Source organism: Solirubrobacter deserti (genome assembly GCF_027587175.1).
Classification (GTDB): Bacteria; Actinomycetota; Thermoleophilia; order Solirubrobacterales; family Solirubrobacteraceae; genus Solirubrobacter; species Solirubrobacter deserti.
Genome location: NZ_JAPCID010000071.1, coordinates 1 through 14580 on the forward strand (window position 1 = coordinate 1; position 14580 = coordinate 14580).

The window sequence follows — 14580 nt, forward strand, 5'->3', positions numbered from 1 at the left end:
AGTCGGCGGCGGGCGGCGAGCCGGCCGCGGGCGGCGCCGCGGCGGCCGGCGGCGGCACCGCGGCTGCGCGGCTCGAGGACGGCGCGACGTAGGTCTCGAACACCATCGAGGGCATCGCCGGCGCGGCGGGCGGCGGCGCCTCCTCGGGCACGGGGGTCACGGTCTGGGTCAGGCGCCCGTCGCGCAGCCAGCGCGGGCCGAGCAGGGCGATCGCGATGTCCTCCAGCGACTCGAGGGCCGGGCCGGCGCTCTGCACGCGGCGGCTCGGCTCACGCGTCGTCAGCGCATTGATCCAGTTCGACAGCGCGGGGTCGATGTTCGGGTTCACGCTGTTGGCGAGCGGGATCGGGTCGTTGACGTGGCGCAGGAGGATCGCCATGGGGCCGCCCGCGTCGGCGAACGGGACCGTGCCCACGAACAGCTCGTAGGCCATGCAGCCGACGGCGTACAGATCGGTCCACGGGCCGACGTCGTGCGCCATCGCCTGCTCGGGCGCCATGTAGCCGGGCGTGCCGACGGTCATGCCGACGCCGGTCAGCGCAGTGGACATCGAGCGCGTCGCCTTGGCCACGCCGAAGTCGGTGATCTTCACCGTCCCGGCGGCGCTGATGAGGACGTTCTCCGGCTTGAGGTCGCGGTGCACGACGCCGTGCTCCTCGGCGTGGACCAGCGCGGCAAGCACGCTCTGGAGCACGAACAGCTTCTGCGCGTCGGTCAGCGCCGGCAGCCACGGCCGCAGCGACCCGGCCTCGACGTACTCCATCGCGATGTACGGCGTCCCCTCGAACTCGAGGTAGTCGTACACGGTCACGATGTTCGGGTGCGACAGCGCCCCGGCCAGCCGGGACTCGCGCATGAACCGCCGTGCGAGCGCCTCCTGGTCGGATTGGAAGGTGTGCATCTCCTTGAGCGCGACCAGCCGGTTCAGCTCCGCCTGGCGCGCGAGGTGGACCGTGGCCATCCCGCCCTTGCCGAGCGTGCGCAGCACCTCGTAGCGGCCGACGGTCTTCATGCCGCGTGCCGCTCCGCCATCCACTTCACGAAGGCGACGTCCGCCTGCGCGACCTCGACCACCTGCGTCCCGCGCACGAGCACGCCGACCCCGTGCTCATCGTCGATCGGGCTCGCGAACGAGAAGCCGACGAACGGCCCGCCGTCCAGCGGATGCACGTACACGTTCCCGAGGGCGAGGACGTGGCGCAGCTCCTCCGGGCGCGTGATGACCGGGAGCTCGTCCGCGAGCTCGCCGTCCGTCGCCGCGAGCGCCTCCTCACGCAGCGCGGGGTACTCCGCCAGCACGGCCGCCATGACGGCGTCGAACAGCTCGCGCTCGTGGTCGGCGACCCACTGCACCCGGGCGATCTCCTCCGGCTCGAGCGGCGCTTGCGAGCGACCCTCGGGCGCGTAGCCGACGAGCATCCCGGCCGCCTCCCAGCTGGTCATCGGAAGCCGCGTGGTCCACATGCCGTAGTCGATCACGAAGTCGTCCGCGGTGAGCGCCGCCGGGTCGCGCGCGATCGGCGGGGTCCTCTCCACCAGAGGCTCGGGCTCATGTCGGCGGCGGCGCCAGAAAGGCATAAGCGGTGCCGATGCTACCCGGGCCGGCGCGACACCGGCCCGGGTTCCAACATCGCTTTACGTGAAGCGGTAGTACGTGCGGAACTGCGCGCCCGTGCGTGCCACCGTCGCGACGACCTCGCGGCAGGTCCCGGCCCATGCGGCGTCGGTGCGCCACGGGAACGTGTACTGGCCGCGGTCGTTGACCCGCAGCTCACCCACCAACGGGATCGGGAACGGACGCGGGGTGATCGTGGTCTGACCCGGCGTCACCGTCTGCAGCGTCGTGCAGTCGACCTGACGTGAGTACGGCGAGCCCTTCGCGAACACGTCGAGCTCGCGGTAGCCGTCCGCGGTGAACCGCAGCTGCACTCGGTCGCCCGCCGCCACGGTGTTGATCGCCGGCTCGGGCGTCACCCCCTGGAACGCGCGCCGGCAGTTCGGGTGCGTGTCGAACGCCTCCGTGTTGTCGTTGCGGTCGGCGGACAGGCCCTGGACGGCGCTGTAGCCGAGCCCGCGGCGCGCGAACGAGGCCCACAGCGTGCACGTGTCGGCGCCACCGCTGCGTTCCTGGGCGGCCGCGATGATCGCCGAGCGCGCCGCGACCAGGCCGGGGAAGCAGCCCTGGAACTTCAGGCCGTCCATGACGTACTGGATCGCGCGCAGGTTGCCGCCGCTGTTCCAGGCGCCATAGACGTTCGGGTTGAACCCGTACTTGTCGACGAGGTCCCACGTCATGTCGTACAGGACCGCCGCCCAGCCGTGGCCGAGGCCGTGGGGGAGCGCCAACGTCGTCCCGTTCAGCCAGCCGCCCGTCTTGATCGAGTCGTAGGTGAACGGCTGGATCTCCATGTTGCGCGAGTACGGACGCGGGCGGATGCCCGGGCCGCCGCGGTTGGGCTGGAACAGCGCGTACGCGCCCATGCCGCGCGGGCCGTCCGGGTTGTCCTTGGTGACGTCCATCAGCAGCGAGATCGCGAGATAGTCGCTCCAGCCCTCGCCGGCCTGCTCCTGGCCGCCCAGGCAGTTGATGCCGGGGCCGCCGGTGAGGCGGTTCGAGACGCCGTGGCCGTACTCATGGATGATGATCCCGTTCTCCAGGTCGCCGTCGCGGATGCCCGGGTGCTCGGCGCGCTTGTGCAGGTTCGCCCGCGGCGCCGGGCCGGCGGCGATCAGGCCCTTGATCGCGGCGCCGTCGGCCTGCGAGACCGCGACCGCCGGGATCACCGGCGCGATGTCGATCATCGAGCCGGTCAGCACCGGCGGGGCGCCCTCGGCGTTGTGCGCGACCACGACGGCGTCGGCGCCGAGCGACTGCGCCACCAGCACGCGCTGCAGGTACGTGCACGCCTCGGTGCCGCCGTCGACCACCGCGATGAACCGCCGCGCGGGCCGCGAGGCGGGATAGGCGGCGTCGTTGCAGCCGTTGCCGGCGTAGACGAGCGTGCGGTTCGCCAGGCCCTCGTTGGTCGGAGCCGGCGTGAAGCGCGACCAGCCGGCCTGGTAGACGGCGCCGCCGCGGCCCCGGATCGTGAGCGCGTTCGGCAGCCCGAACGTGGTCGTGGAGCCCGGCCACACGTACATCTGCATGCGCGGGGTGCCGCCGTCCTGCGCCGGGGTGCCGAAGTTGGCGTTGTTGACGCCGTTGCCGTCCTGGGCCTCAGCGCGGACGTAGTCGCCCTCGCCGCCGCCGCGGTTGTAGTTGTTGGCCTGGAAGTTGCCCGCCACCTCGTCGAACCCGAACCGGTGGAGGACATCGTGGATCATGTTGTTGTTGTAAAAGAGGTTCGTCACCGCGGCTTCGCGGTAGTTCTGGGCGTGCTCGTCGAGCTCCGCCGGGAAGTCGAACCGCAGCGCCGCGCCGCCGCGCGGGCTCGAGTTGTAGTCGGGCGCGTTGTTGGCGTCCTGGTCCAGGTACGCGTGGACGTTGTTGCCCTGCGTGGTCGCGAAGTCCGCGCCGGCGACGCCGTTGACGTCATGCCAGCCGTACGGCGAGCCCGGCGTGTCCGCGGGGTTGCCGATCAGCGAGCGGACGGCGTCGTTCGGGCTCTCCGCCGGCCACGCGATCACGCGGTAGGCCGAGCCGTCGTTGACCGGCGTCGGCGACGCGAGGGTGAACGTGGTCTGGAAGGCCTTGGCGAGCTTGGGCGCCTCGGCCTCCGCCTCACCGCCGAGCCGCTGCTCGAGCTGGTCGAGGTCGTCGTGATCGACCCAGTCGTCGCGCGCGAGCTCCTCGCCGGTGCGCGCGTCGATCGTGACGTTCCACAGGTGCGAGTCGGTCGCGTCGTCGATGGTCACCTGGTAGGCGAGCCGCAGCGCGTTGCCGTCGTGGTGCCAGAGGAGCTTGGCGCCGATCGGGACTGACGAGATGCCGCCGTCGGTCAGCGTCGTCTCGGCGCCACGGCGGCTCGTCACGCGCAGCCGCTCGGGATCTTCGAGGCCGAGCTCGTCGGCCGCGGACTCGACCGCGCCGACCGCGTCGAGCGTCGCCGCGGTGGAGGCGGGCGGAGCCACCTTCAGCAGCCGGCCGGCCGCGTACTTGACCTGCTTGTCGGCGCCGACGTTGACGGTCACGTGACCGCCCGCGACGTCCAGCTGGTTGTAGCGCTGATTGAGATTGACGTGCGTCACGCCCGTCGACGCCGTCACGTAGATGCTCGTCGGCGTCGTGTCGGCGACGTCCGCGGCCGTCACCCCGAACTGCGCCGCGTTCTGCTTCAGGTACTCGCGCGCGATCGCGAGCGGCTCCTGCGCCGACGCGGTCGCCGGTGCCGCCAGCACGGCAGCGACGACCAACGCGGGCACAGGCCCGCGAAGCTTCAAGGACAACCCTTCCCCCCTTCGATTGTCCCGGGCCACCCCATTGGCCCGGTTCCCGCTCTGCCGCGGCGACGTTAGGGGTTCGCGCCGTTCATCACAAACTCATAGGCGTTGAGGTCTATCAACACTCATTGGTCAATCTTCCAGTGTCTTCTCGAACCAGCGGTCGGCGTACTCGTCGTCGTTGAACGGGTCGACGTCGACGAAGCCCTCGGCGAGGTAGAGCGCCTGCGCCTCCACCAGGTCCTCGCGCGTGTCCAGGCGCAGCCGCTTGAGGCCGTGCGCGCGGGCCGCGTCCTCGACGGCGCGCACGAGCCGCCGCCCGCCTCCGCGCCGCCGGAACGGGGCGGCGACGTACATGCGCGTGAGCGCGCCATCGGGGCGCAGGCCGGCGCAGCCCGCGGGCTCACCGTTCCAGCGCGCGACGAAGAACGCGGCGAGGCCCTCCGTGCGGTCCTCCTCCATCGCCTCGTCGACCTCGCGCGGGTCGATCGGACGCCGGTGGTAGCGCTCGACGATGTCGGCAAAGTACGCACGCAGCAGCGCCTCGGCCACCGGGCTGTCCAACGGTTCGGGCTGCACGCTCCACACGGCGGTTAGCCCCACTTTACGTACCTGAGCATCCCGGGTAGGTTCGGTAACCGTGCGACGTCCCGTCACCGCTTTGATCGCGCTCGGCGCGGCGTTCGGCATCGGAGCCACCGCGCTCGCCCAGAGCGGCGACGACCGGCTGTCGATCGACCTGCAGAACGGCTGCCTCAATCACGCGCGGGTCACGATGCTGATCGAGCCGCCGTCCGGCAAGTCGATTGACGCGTTGAGCGTGTACGCGAACGGTCGCGAGGTCCTGGACCTGACCGGCCTGAGCGGCGACGCGCGGATGACCGTCCGCCTCACGTCCCCGCGGGGCCGCGTGACGGTGCGCGGCGAGCTGGCCGGCGGCGAGAACTTCTCCCGCTCGCGTGACTACCGCCCGTGCGCGCCGGCCCCGCCGCCGCGCCCCGCCCCCCAGCGCACGACCCGGCCGGAGCCGGAGCCGACGCTGAGCGGCGGCGGCGAGGGCTAGGCCGCATCGCCCAGAGGGCGATGCTTCGGCGAGTTCGCCGAGCGCCGCCAGGGTGCGGCCGGCGGGCGAACTCGCTAGGCGGGGCTGTCCGCCTCGTCGCGCGTCGGCGGCGGGACGTGGAACTCGTCGGGCAGCGGCACCGTCGGCGTGCGCGCGACCGTCAGCGCGGCGATCAGCAGGCGCGCCGCGAGCGGGAACACGCGGCCGGGCGGCGGCGGCGCGAGGTGCTCGTAGTAGAGCTCCAGCAGCTGCTCGGTGGCGCCGCAGACGTCGGCGTGCGGCGCGTCGTCGCCGACCGCGCAGGAAAGCCGCGCGAGCGCGATCGACTCGTCGGGGTCCCCGCCGCCGAACGCGCGGCCCATCGCGCTGATCAGGTGCGTGACGACGCGGTCGAGCAGCGGGTGCAGCGCCGGCTCCACCGCGCCCGGCGCCTCGCCGACCCAGGCCGGGTCCTCGCCGGCGACGAGCCGCGCGATCTGGCCGCCCATGATCGAGCGCAGCGCCTCGTCGCCGACGCCCGCCTGCAGCGCGCAGCGCGCGTGGGTGAAGGCGGACGTCACCGGCATCCCGTAGGGCGAGTCGCTGGCCCACACGATCTGCGAGGGCGCGACCAGCGAGAACAGCGCGATCAGATCCGCCGGGTTCCACCACGCGGTGTCGATGAAGATGTTCGGGTGGTCGCCCAGCACGTGCCACATCCACGCCAGGTCGGAGATCGCGGCGTGGGCGAGGATGAAGCGCGCGTCCGGGAACTCGGCCGACAGCTTCACCGTGTTCTGGCCCAGGGCCGGGATGCCGCGGCCGGCGTGGATGAGGATCGGGACGCGCCGCTCGTGCGCGACCGCGACGATCTCCCGTACGCCCGGCTCGTCCATCCCGAACTGCTCCGCGCGCGGGTGCAGCTTGATGCCGACGGCGCCGGCGTCCAGGCAGCGACGCGCCTCCGTGGCGGGTGAGTCGCGCGGGTCCAGCCGGCAGAAGGCGACCAGCCGGTCGGACGCGGCGGCGGACGCGATCGCGAAGTCGTTCGGGCCCGGGTAGCCGCCGGGCTCGTGCATCGGGAACACGACGGCGCGCGCGTCGGCGCGCGTCATCACGTCGACGAGCTCCTCCGGCGTCTGCTTGAAGCCGTCCGGGTCGTTCTGCCCGATGTGGGTGTGGGCGTCGTAGAGGTCCAGCGGCCCGTGGGCGGCCTGGATGCTGTCCCACCAGGGGCGCAGGATCGCGTCGATGTCCAGCATGGGTTCGCAACCCTACAGACGCGCTTGTCCCGGCCCTGCATACTGGGGGCCATGCAGTTCCGCCCGCAGCGCGTGCGCATCGAGACGGTCCGCCACGAGATCGAGGCGACGCTGCAACTGCCGGTGGACGGCTTCCGTTCGCGCCTGACGGACTTCCTCAACGCCCTGTCGGAGGACTTCCTCGCGCTCACCGACGTGGAGGTCGCCTGGCTCGACGGCGCGCGCGAGCCCGAGCATCACGAGTACCTCGCGCTCGCGAGCCGGCACGTGGTGCTCGTGGTGGAGCTCAGCTCAGCGCCGACGCCATCCGGCTGACGGCCTCGCGCACGAGCTCGGGCCGCGTGCCCACGTTCAGCCTGGCGTAGCGGCCGTAGGCGGCGCCGAAGTCGCGGCCCGGGTTGAGCGCGACACGCCCGCGCTCGAGGAATACGTCGGCGGGGTGATCGATGTCGCACTCGAGCCAGGTGAGGAAGGAAGCCGCCGCCGGATAGGCCACGCGCACGCCGTCCGGCAGCAGCTCGGGCAGCGCGCGGTGGTTGGCGGCGATGGTCGCGAGCGTCTCATCCAGCCACTCGTCGCCTTCGTTGAACGCGGCCTGCGCGGCGATCACGCCCGCGTAGCCCGCGTGATCGGTCAGGTCCTCGGGGAGCGCGGAGGCGGCCTCGCCGACGACGAACCCGAGCTTCAAGCCCGGCACGTTGAACGCCTTCGAGGCGGACGTGAGCACGGCGCCGCCTTCGACCACGTGCTGCCACGGGACGAACTGCGCCCCGAACGTCAGCGGCGCATGGATCTCGTCGACGATCACGAGCGCGCCGTGCGCCTCGGCGACGGCGGCCACCGCCGCCAGCTCGTCCCGCGTGTACACGCGCCCGGACGGGTTGTGCGGCGAGCACAGCAGCAGCGCCTTCGCACCGGCTCCGAACGCGCGGTCCAGCCCGTCGACGTCCACGCCGAAGTCGGCCAGCAGCGGCACCTCGACCACCCGGCGACCGGTGTGCGGGATCTCCCGGTAGTACGGCGGGTACGCGGGCGGGTTGATGATCACCGCGTCATCAGGGCGGGTACGGGCGCGCAGCAGCTCCTGCAGGCCGACGGTCACGTCGGCGACGAGCGCGATGTACTGGCCCTCGAGGTCCCACCCGAGGCGGCGGTCGAAGAAGTAGTACATGGCCTCGATGAGCCCGTCGACGTTGCCGATGTAGCCGAGGTCGCCGCGCTCGATCGCCCGCACGAGTGCCTCCCGCACGGGCGGCGCCAGCTCGAAGTCCATCTCGGCGACGAACGCCGGCAGGACGTCAGGCGGGTACTTCGTCCACTTGTCGGACCCGCGTTCTAGGAGATCGTCCACGTGTCACCGGCGCGCATGAGAGCGTCCAGTGAAGCATCGTCGGCCGCGGCGCGCGCCGCGGCCAGCTGCCTGGCGAGGTCGCGGCCGCTCACCGGCCGCCGCACGTCGCGGAAGATCCCGATCGGCGTCGGACCGTCGGGCGAGGAGGACAGCCGCGAGAGCGCGAACGCGTACGACGGGTCCTCGCGGTGCGCGTCGTGGATCACCGGCTCGCCCTCGCCGCCGATCCGCAGCGCGCCTTCCGCGTCGCGCACGACGCCGCGGATCGGCTCGCCGTGCTCGAGGTAGATCCGGTTCTCGGCACCGCGCTTCTTGTCGCGCAGCGCGTCGAACGCGCCGTCGTTGAACACGGGGCAGTTCTGGTAGATCTCGACCAGCGCCGCGCCCTCGTGGGCGGCGGCCGCGCGCAGCACCATCGGCAGGTGCTGCTTGTCGGTGTCGATCGTCCGCGCCACGAACGTGGCCTCGGCGCCCAGAGCGAGGCTGACGGGGTTGAACGGCCCGTCGATCGACCCGAACGGCGTCGACTTGGTCACCTTGCCGAGCTCGGAGGTCGGTGACGCCTGCCCCTTCGTCAGCCCGTAGATCTGGTTGTTGAACAGCAGGATCTTGATTGGCACGTTGCGCCGCAGCGCGTGGATGAGGTGGTTGCCGCCGATGCTCAGGGCGTCGCCGTCGCCGGTCACGACCCAGATCGACAGGTCGTCGCGCGCGGCCGCCAGCCCGGTCGCGAGCGCCGGCCCGCGCCCGTGGATGCCGTGCATCCCGTACGTGTCCATGTAGTAGGCGAAGCGCCCCGCACACCCGATCCCGGAGACGAACACGATCCGCTCCGGCGGGATGCCCAGCTCGGGGAAGAACGCCTGCACGGCCGCGAGCACGGCGTAGTCCCCGCAGCCCGGGCACCAGCGCGTCTCCTGGTCGGACTGGAAGTCCGCCTTCGTCAGCTCAGGTGCCGCCATATCTGCTGCTCCATCTCCGACGGCAGCAACGGCTGCCCCTGGACCTTGCTGTAGGAGATCACGTCGACCAGGTAGCGCGCCCGCAGCTCGTGCGCGAGCTGGCCGCTGTTCATCTCCGGCACGAGCACGCGCTCGAACTTGCGCAGCAGCGCGCCCGTGTTCGCGGGCATCGGCCGCAGGTGGCGCAGGTGCGCCGTCGCGACCCGCCCGCCGCCCTCCCGGACGCGCCGCGCACCCGCCCGGATCGTCCCGTAGCTCGAGCCCCAGCCGAGCACGAGCAGGTCCGCGTCCGGCTCGCCGTGGATCTCGAGGTCGGGCACCGGGATGCCGTCCACCTTCTCGGCCCGCAGCTGCGTCATGCGCGCGTGGTTCGGGCCGTCGTAGGAGATCGCGCCGGTGCGGTCGGCCTTCTCCAGCCCGCCGATCCGGTGCTGGAGGCCGGGCGTGCCGGGGATCGCCCACGGCCGCGCGAGGTTGTCGTCGCGCGAGTACGGGAGGAACGGCCCGGTGGTCGTGGTGCGAAGGCGCGGGTCGATCGGCGGCAGCGAAGCGGCGTCCGGGATCCGCCACGGCTCGCTCGAGTTCGCGACGAAGAGGTCGGAGAGCAGGATCACCGGCGTGCGGTACTTGATCGCCAGCTGCGCCGCCTCGAAGACCGCCTCGAAGCACTGCCCCGGCGACTGCGCCGCGACCACCGGCAGCGGCGACTCGCCGTGGCGCCCGTACAGCGCCTGCAGCAGGTCGGACTGCTCGGTCTTGGTCGGCATGCCCGTCGACGGGCCGGCGCGCTGGACGTCGATGATGACCATCGGCAGCTCCAGCGCCACCGCGAGCCCGATCGTCTCCGTCTTCAAGTCCAGGCCCGGCCCGGACGTGCACGTCACGCCCAGCGCGCCGCCGAACGCCGCGCCCAGCGCCATCGACGCCGCCGCGATCTCGTCCTCGGCCTGGATGGTCCGCGCGCCCATGTCGTGCCGGCGCGCGAGCGCGTGCAGCAGGTCCGACGCGGGCGTGATGGGGTACGCCCCGAACACCAGCGGCAACCCCGACTTCACCGACGCCGCGATCAACCCGAGCGCCGTCGCCTCGGTGCCGTTGACGTTGCGGTAGGTGCCGGGCGCGACGTCGACGTTGCGGTCGACCTTCACCTGCACGTCGATCAGCTCGGACGTCTCGCCGAAGCTCCAGCCCGCGCGGAACGCGGCCAGGTTCGCCTCGCACACCGGGCCCTTGAACTTGCCGCGGATCCAGCGCTCGGTGACGTCCACCGGCCGGTCGTAGAGCCAGGACAGCACGCCGAGCGCGAACAGGTTCTTGGCCTTCTGCGCGTCGCGGCTGGTCGCGCCCTCGATGCCTTCGACGGCGCGCGTCGTGAGCGAGCTCATCGGCACCCGCTTGACCGTGAAGCCGGCCAGCGTCCCGTCTTCCAGCGGGTTCTCCGCGTAGCCCGCCTTCTGCACCGCACGCACGCTGAACGCGTCCTCGTTGACGAGGATCGTCGCGCCGCGTTGCATCAGCGGCAGGTTCGCCTTCAGCGCCGCCGGGTTCATGGCCACGAGCACGTCCGGCGTGTCCCCGGGGGTGAGGATGTCGCGCGAGGCGAAGTGGATCTGGAAGGCCGACACGCCGGCGACCGTGCCGGCGGGCGCGCGGATCTCGGCCGGGAAGTCGGGCAGCGTGGCGAGGTCGTTGCCGAACACGGCGGTCGCGTCCGTGAAGCGGCTGCCCGCGAGCTGCATCCCGTCCCCGGAATCCCCCGCCATGCGGACGACGACGCGTTCACGGGTTTCACTCCGGTGGCTCGTCTCCACGCTTGTAGCCTTTCGCATCATGCGGCGGATGGAAAGTGCGGATGGTGTCGAACTCGCCGTTCGGGTGGAGGGCTCGGGACCGCCGCTGCTGCTGCTGCACGGGTTCCCGGACCGCGCCGATCTCTGGCGCCATCAGATCGAGGATCTGAAATCTGACTTCACCGTGATCGCGCCCGACCTGCGCGGCTTCGGCGACTCCGACAAGCCGGACGACGTGCGCGTCGGCAAGAGCGTCGGGGACATGGTGTCTCTGCTGGATCAGCTCGGCTTCGCAAAGGCGCACGTGGTCGGCCACGACTGGGGCGCGGGCGTCGCCTGGGCGTTCGCGTTCTCGGCCGCCGAGCGCCTGGACCGGTTCGCGGTGCTGTCGGTCGGCCACCCCGGCGTCCCGCCCACGCTCGCCCAGCGCGAGAAGGGCTGGTACCGCGACTTCTTCCTGCACGCCGAAGCCGAGGAGATCGTGCGCCGCGACGACTGGAAGCTGCTGCGCGAGTGGGCGGGCACGCATCCGGAGCCGGACCGCGTGCTCGCCGACCTCGAGCGCCCGGGCGCGCTCACCGCGGCGCTCAACTGGTACCGCTGCAACCACCGTCCCCGCAACGAGCTCAACCCGCCGCGCTTCACGGTCAATGCGCCCACGCTCGGCGTGTGGAGCAGCGGCGACGCCTACCTGCTCGAGGACCAGATGACCGGCTCGGCGGACTTCGTGCCCGACTTCCGCTACGAGCGGATCGACGGCGCCGGCCACTGGATGCAACTCGACGCCCCGGACCGGGTGACGGCGTTGCTAAGAAGCCATCTGTGCTGAGTGCCGCATCGCTGCGCGCCGCGTTCGCCGCGCGTGAGATCTCCCCGGTCGAGGTCATCGACGCGTTCGACCCGCTGCCCGAGTACGGCGCGTTCATCACGCTCACGCTCGAGCGCGCGCGCGAGGAGGCCAAGGCCGCCGAGGCCGCGTACCGCGACGGCACGCAGCGTCCGCTGGAAGGGCTTACGCTCGCGGTCAAGGACCTGTTCGACACCGAAGGCGTGCGCACGACCTACGGGTCGAAGCTCTTCGCCGAGCACGTCCCGAGCGCCGACGCCGCGCTCGTGCACCGCGCCCGCGACGCCGGCGCGATCGTCGTCGGCAAGACGCTCACGCACGAGTTCGCGTGGGGCATCACGAGCGTGAACCCGCACTTTGCGCCGTGCCGGAACCCGCACGACCCCGCGCGCGTCGCGGGCGGAAGCAGCGGCGGCTCGGGCGTGGCGCTTGCGCTCGGTCAGGCGGCGCTCGCGCTGGGGACCGACACGGGCGGCTCGATCCGCATCCCGGCCGCCTTCTGCGGCGTGTCCGGGCTCAAGCCCACGTACGGCCTGCTGTCCACCGACGGCGTGTATCCGCTCGCGCGCTCGCTCGACCACGCCGGGCCGATGGCGCGCACCCCCGCCGACGTCAAGCTCTTCTTCGAGGCCCTGGCGGGCCGCGCGCCGGCGAAGCCGGCCGAGCGCATCGCGGTCTGCCCCGACCTGCACGTGCGTCCGCTCGAGCCGGGGATCCAGCGCGCCTTCGACCACGCCGTCTCCTCCTTCGGCACGTTCGAGGTGCCGTTCGAGCACGCCGGCCGCCTGTATCCCACCTACGCCGCGATCCAGAACGGCGAGGCGGCGCAAACCCACGCGCAGCTGTTCCCCAAGCGCCGCGCCGACTACGGGCAGGACGTCGCCGCACGCATCGACAACGCGCTGAAGGTCACGCTGGCCGAGTACGCGGAGGCGATCGCCGAGCGCGAGCGCATCCGGGCCGCGTTCCAGCGCATCTTCGTCGCCGCCGACCTGCTGCTCACGCCGGTCTCGGCCGTTCCGCCGGAGCGTCGCGACGAGCCCGACCCGCAGGGCTTCCGCGACGGCGTGCTGCCCTACACCGTCCCGCAGGACCTCGCAGGCCTGCCGGCGTGCGCGGTGCCCGTCGGCTTCGACGACGACGGCCTACCCGTGGCCGTCCAGATCACGGGACCGCCGCGCAGCGAGGGCCGCGTGCTCGCGTTCGCCGAAACGCTCTTTAGCGCGACAGCATCGGCGAGGGCGGGATCTGCGTCCGCCCCTTGATCTGCGGGATCAGCATCCCGACCTCGTCCTCGAAGCACCAGCACCACTCCTCACCCGGCTCCAGCGAGCGGATGATTGGGTGCTCGGTCGCGCGCGCGTGCGCGCTCGCGTGCTTGTTGGGCGAGTCGTCGCAGCAGCCGACGTGCCCGCAGCTGAGGCAGATGCGCAGGTGCAGCCAGACGCCTCCCGCGGCGAGGCAGTCCTCGCAGCCCGCGGACTCGGCCGGCAGCTCGGTGAGCTCGATCTGATCGGTGTGGGAGCAGCGTTTCGTCATTTCTTCTTTCCGTCGATCGGGAGCCAGACGTGGAAGACCGTGCCTTCGCCGTTGCTCTCGAATGAAAGCGAGCCGCCGTGGCGCTGCTCGACGATCCGGCGCGCGGTGTCCAGACCCATGCCCGTCCCGCTCCCCGGCGCCTTGGTGGTGAAGAACGGGTCGAAGATGCGCGCGCGGACGTCCTCGGGGATGCCTGGCCCGTTGTCGGCGATGTCGACCCGCACGCAACCGTTGTCGGGCAGGGTCCGGATGGTGATCGTGCCCGTCTCGCCCAGCGCGCCGATCGCGTTGTCGAGCAGGTTCGTCCACACCTGGTTGAGCTCGGAGCCGCGCATCGTGAGCTTGGGCAGCGTCTCGTCGTACTCGCGCTTGACCTTGATGCTCGTGTGCTTGAGCTTGTGCTTGAGCATGATCAGCGTGCTGTCGAGGCCCTCGTGCACGTCGGCCACGACGACCTCGCCGCGGTCCATGTACGCGTAGGTCTTGATCGCCTTCACCAGCTTGGACATGCGGTCGGTGGAGTCGACGAGCTCGTTGGCCAGCTCCTGCGCGGACAGCGTGGACGCCACCCACCACAGCGCCTTCAGAGAGGCGTGCGTCCCCTCGCCGGTGACGGCGACCACGCGCCGGACCCAGTCCTCGTCGAGGCCGGCGGACGCGAGCGGCTCCGAGAAGCGATAGCCGTCGGTGATGCCGAGCTCGTCGAGGATGTCCTCCATCGCGTCGATCGCGTCGGACTCGTCGAGCGCGCCCTGCGCCTCGCGCTTCTCGGCCCGGTCGAGCGCCTCCTTCTGCAGCTCGAGCAGCTTCTCCGCGTCCACGCGCTCGATGCCGGCCTCCACGAACGCCCGCAGCGCGTAGTTGATGACGTGCATCGCCTGCACGAGGTCGCTCGCGGCGCGCCGTGCCGCGGCGGCCGGGTTGTTGAGCTCGTGCGCGAGCCCGGCGGCCATCGTGCCCAGCGAGGTGAGCCGTTCGCGGCTGGACTCGCGTGCGTTGATGCTGCGCATGACCGGCCCGATCACCTGCATCACATGGCGGTGGACCGAGCGGTGCTTGAGCGCCAGCTGGATGAACGCCTCGCGCGGGATGATCGAGACGCGGCAGTCGACGCCCGCCTCGACGGTCAGCGGCAGTTGGCTCTCGGTGATGGCGGCGATCGCGCCGATCCAGGTCGGCGCCTGATTGACCGTGCCCGGGTCGACACCGCCGGCGGTGCGGATGAAGCCGCGCGTGGTCCCGCCGAACAGCAGCAGCGGGCCGGGCGAGTCGACGCCCTGCTCGAGCAGCACCTCGCCCTCTTCGGCCTCGCGGATCGGCGGGGTGATCGCGGCCCACTCCGCCAGCTCCTCGTCGGTCAGCCCGTCGAAGAGGTCCATGCGGCGCAGCTCGTCGATCAGCTCCATG

At 71.8% G+C, this 14580-nt stretch carries 14 protein-coding genes; 4 read left to right on the plus strand and 10 right to left on the minus strand.

The features are described 5' to 3' along the window. From OJ962_RS31060 to OJ962_RS31075, 4 genes are all read right to left on the minus strand, one after another. Window positions 1-1012, minus strand: a 1012-nt coding sequence (locus OJ962_RS31060) for a serine/threonine-protein kinase (protein WP_270006841.1), incomplete at its 3' end; no start/stop codon positions are given. Next, the gene (locus OJ962_RS31065; protein ID WP_202956323.1) at window positions 1009-1536 is read right to left on the minus strand and encodes a DUF6985 domain-containing protein; all 528 of its coding nucleotides are present in this window, start codon (window positions 1534-1536) and stop codon (window positions 1009-1011) included. The genes OJ962_RS31060 and OJ962_RS31065, both read right to left, overlap by 4 nt. A 99-nt stretch (window positions 1537-1635) precedes the next feature. Beyond that, the gene (locus OJ962_RS31070) at window positions 1636-4362 is read right to left on the minus strand and encodes a M36 family metallopeptidase (RefSeq protein WP_202956322.1); all 2727 of its coding nucleotides are present in this window, start codon (window positions 4360-4362) and stop codon (window positions 1636-1638) included. A 150-nt stretch (window positions 4363-4512) separates the two neighbouring features. Further along, window positions 4513-4983, minus strand: a complete 471-nt coding sequence (locus OJ962_RS31075; RefSeq protein ID WP_270006842.1) for a GNAT family N-acetyltransferase — start codon at window positions 4981-4983, stop codon at window positions 4513-4515. Window positions 4984-5020: 37 nt separating this feature from the next. On the opposite strand from OJ962_RS31075, the gene OJ962_RS31080 reads away from it, so the two are divergent. Beyond that, window positions 5021-5443, plus strand: coding sequence for a hypothetical protein (locus OJ962_RS31080; protein WP_202956320.1), 423 nt, complete (start codon window positions 5021-5023; stop codon window positions 5441-5443). A 74-nt stretch (window positions 5444-5517) separates the two neighbouring features. Here OJ962_RS31080 and OJ962_RS31085 read toward each other — a convergent pair whose 3' ends face one another. Then, entirely contained in the window at window positions 5518-6684 is a 1167-nt protein-coding gene (locus OJ962_RS31085; RefSeq protein ID WP_202956319.1) for an amidohydrolase family protein, read from the minus strand. Window positions 6685-6735: 51 nt separating this feature from the next. Between OJ962_RS31085 and OJ962_RS31090 the strand changes: the two genes are divergently transcribed. Further along, the gene (locus tag OJ962_RS31090; protein WP_202956318.1) at window positions 6736-6999 is read left to right on the plus strand and encodes a DUF6812 domain-containing protein; all 264 of its coding nucleotides are present in this window, start codon (window positions 6736-6738) and stop codon (window positions 6997-6999) included. Here OJ962_RS31090 and OJ962_RS31095 read toward each other — a convergent pair. Genes OJ962_RS31095 through OJ962_RS31105 form a run of 3 tightly spaced genes read right to left on the minus strand, consistent with a single transcriptional unit; the run spans window position 6971 to window position 10829 of the window. After that, window positions 6971-8035 (minus strand): MalY/PatB family protein, encoded by a 1065-nt coding sequence (locus tag OJ962_RS31095; RefSeq protein WP_202956317.1) that lies wholly within the window; start codon window positions 8033-8035, stop codon window positions 6971-6973. The two genes, OJ962_RS31090 and OJ962_RS31095, sit on opposite strands and share 29 nt — an antisense overlap. Then, the gene (locus OJ962_RS31100; RefSeq protein WP_202956316.1) at window positions 8020-8997 is read right to left on the minus strand and encodes a 2-oxoacid:ferredoxin oxidoreductase subunit beta; all 978 of its coding nucleotides are present in this window, start codon (window positions 8995-8997) and stop codon (window positions 8020-8022) included. The genes OJ962_RS31095 and OJ962_RS31100 overlap by 16 nt, the downstream gene beginning before the upstream one ends. After that, window positions 8979-10829 (minus strand): 2-oxoacid:acceptor oxidoreductase subunit alpha, encoded by a 1851-nt coding sequence (locus tag OJ962_RS31105; protein WP_202956315.1) that lies wholly within the window; start codon window positions 10827-10829, stop codon window positions 8979-8981. The genes OJ962_RS31100 and OJ962_RS31105 overlap by 19 nt, the downstream gene beginning before the upstream one ends. A gap of 7 nt (window positions 10830-10836) precedes the next feature. Between OJ962_RS31105 and OJ962_RS31110 the strand changes: the two genes are divergently transcribed. Together OJ962_RS31110 and OJ962_RS31115 are read left to right on the plus strand one after the other, a co-directional pair. Further along, on the plus strand, window positions 10837-11616 hold the full coding sequence (locus OJ962_RS31110) for an alpha/beta fold hydrolase (protein WP_270006844.1): 780 nt from the start codon (window positions 10837-10839) through the stop codon (window positions 11614-11616). Further along, window positions 11610-12899, plus strand: a complete 1290-nt coding sequence (locus OJ962_RS31115; protein ID WP_202956313.1) for an amidase — start codon at window positions 11610-11612, stop codon at window positions 12897-12899. The genes OJ962_RS31110 and OJ962_RS31115 overlap by 7 nt, the downstream gene beginning before the upstream one ends. Here the strand turns inward: OJ962_RS31115 and OJ962_RS31120 are convergent. Beyond that, window positions 12853-13173: a UBP-type zinc finger domain-containing protein gene (locus OJ962_RS31120; RefSeq protein ID WP_202956312.1), complete on the minus strand. Its 321-nt coding sequence runs from the start codon at window positions 13171-13173 to the stop codon at window positions 12853-12855. The genes OJ962_RS31115 and OJ962_RS31120 overlap by 47 nt on opposite strands. Further along, on the minus strand, window positions 13170-14579 hold the full coding sequence (locus tag OJ962_RS31125; protein WP_238932045.1) for an ATP-binding protein: 1410 nt from the start codon (window positions 14577-14579) through the stop codon (window positions 13170-13172). The genes OJ962_RS31120 and OJ962_RS31125 overlap by 4 nt, the downstream gene beginning before the upstream one ends. Window position 14580: the final 1 nt, after the last annotated feature.

What these genes read in the sequence shown, in the direction of transcription:
- OJ962_RS31100 (WP_202956316.1), bottom strand. Translation starts at nt 8,997, where the DNA reads ATGGCGGCACCTGAGCTGACGAAGGCGGACTTCCAGTCCGACCAGGAG.
- OJ962_RS31105 (WP_202956315.1), bottom strand. Translation starts at nt 10,829, where the DNA reads ATGATGCGAAAGGCTACAAGCGTGGAGACGAGCCACCGGAGTGAAACC.
- OJ962_RS31120 (WP_202956312.1), bottom strand. Translation starts at nt 13,173, where the DNA reads ATGACGAAACGCTGCTCCCACACCGATCAGATCGAGCTCACCGAGCTG.
- OJ962_RS31125 (WP_238932045.1), bottom strand. Translation starts at nt 14,579, where the DNA reads ATGGAGCTGATCGACGAGCTGCGCCGCATGGACCTCTTCGACGGGCTG.
- OJ962_RS31085 (WP_202956319.1), bottom strand. Translation starts at nt 6,684, where the DNA reads ATGCTGGACATCGACGCGATCCTGCGCCCCTGGTGGGACAGCATCCAG.
- OJ962_RS31090 (WP_202956318.1), top strand. Translation starts at nt 6,736, where the DNA reads ATGCAGTTCCGCCCGCAGCGCGTGCGCATCGAGACGGTCCGCCACGAG.
- OJ962_RS31110 (WP_270006844.1), top strand. Translation starts at nt 10,837, where the DNA reads ATGGAAAGTGCGGATGGTGTCGAACTCGCCGTTCGGGTGGAGGGCTCG.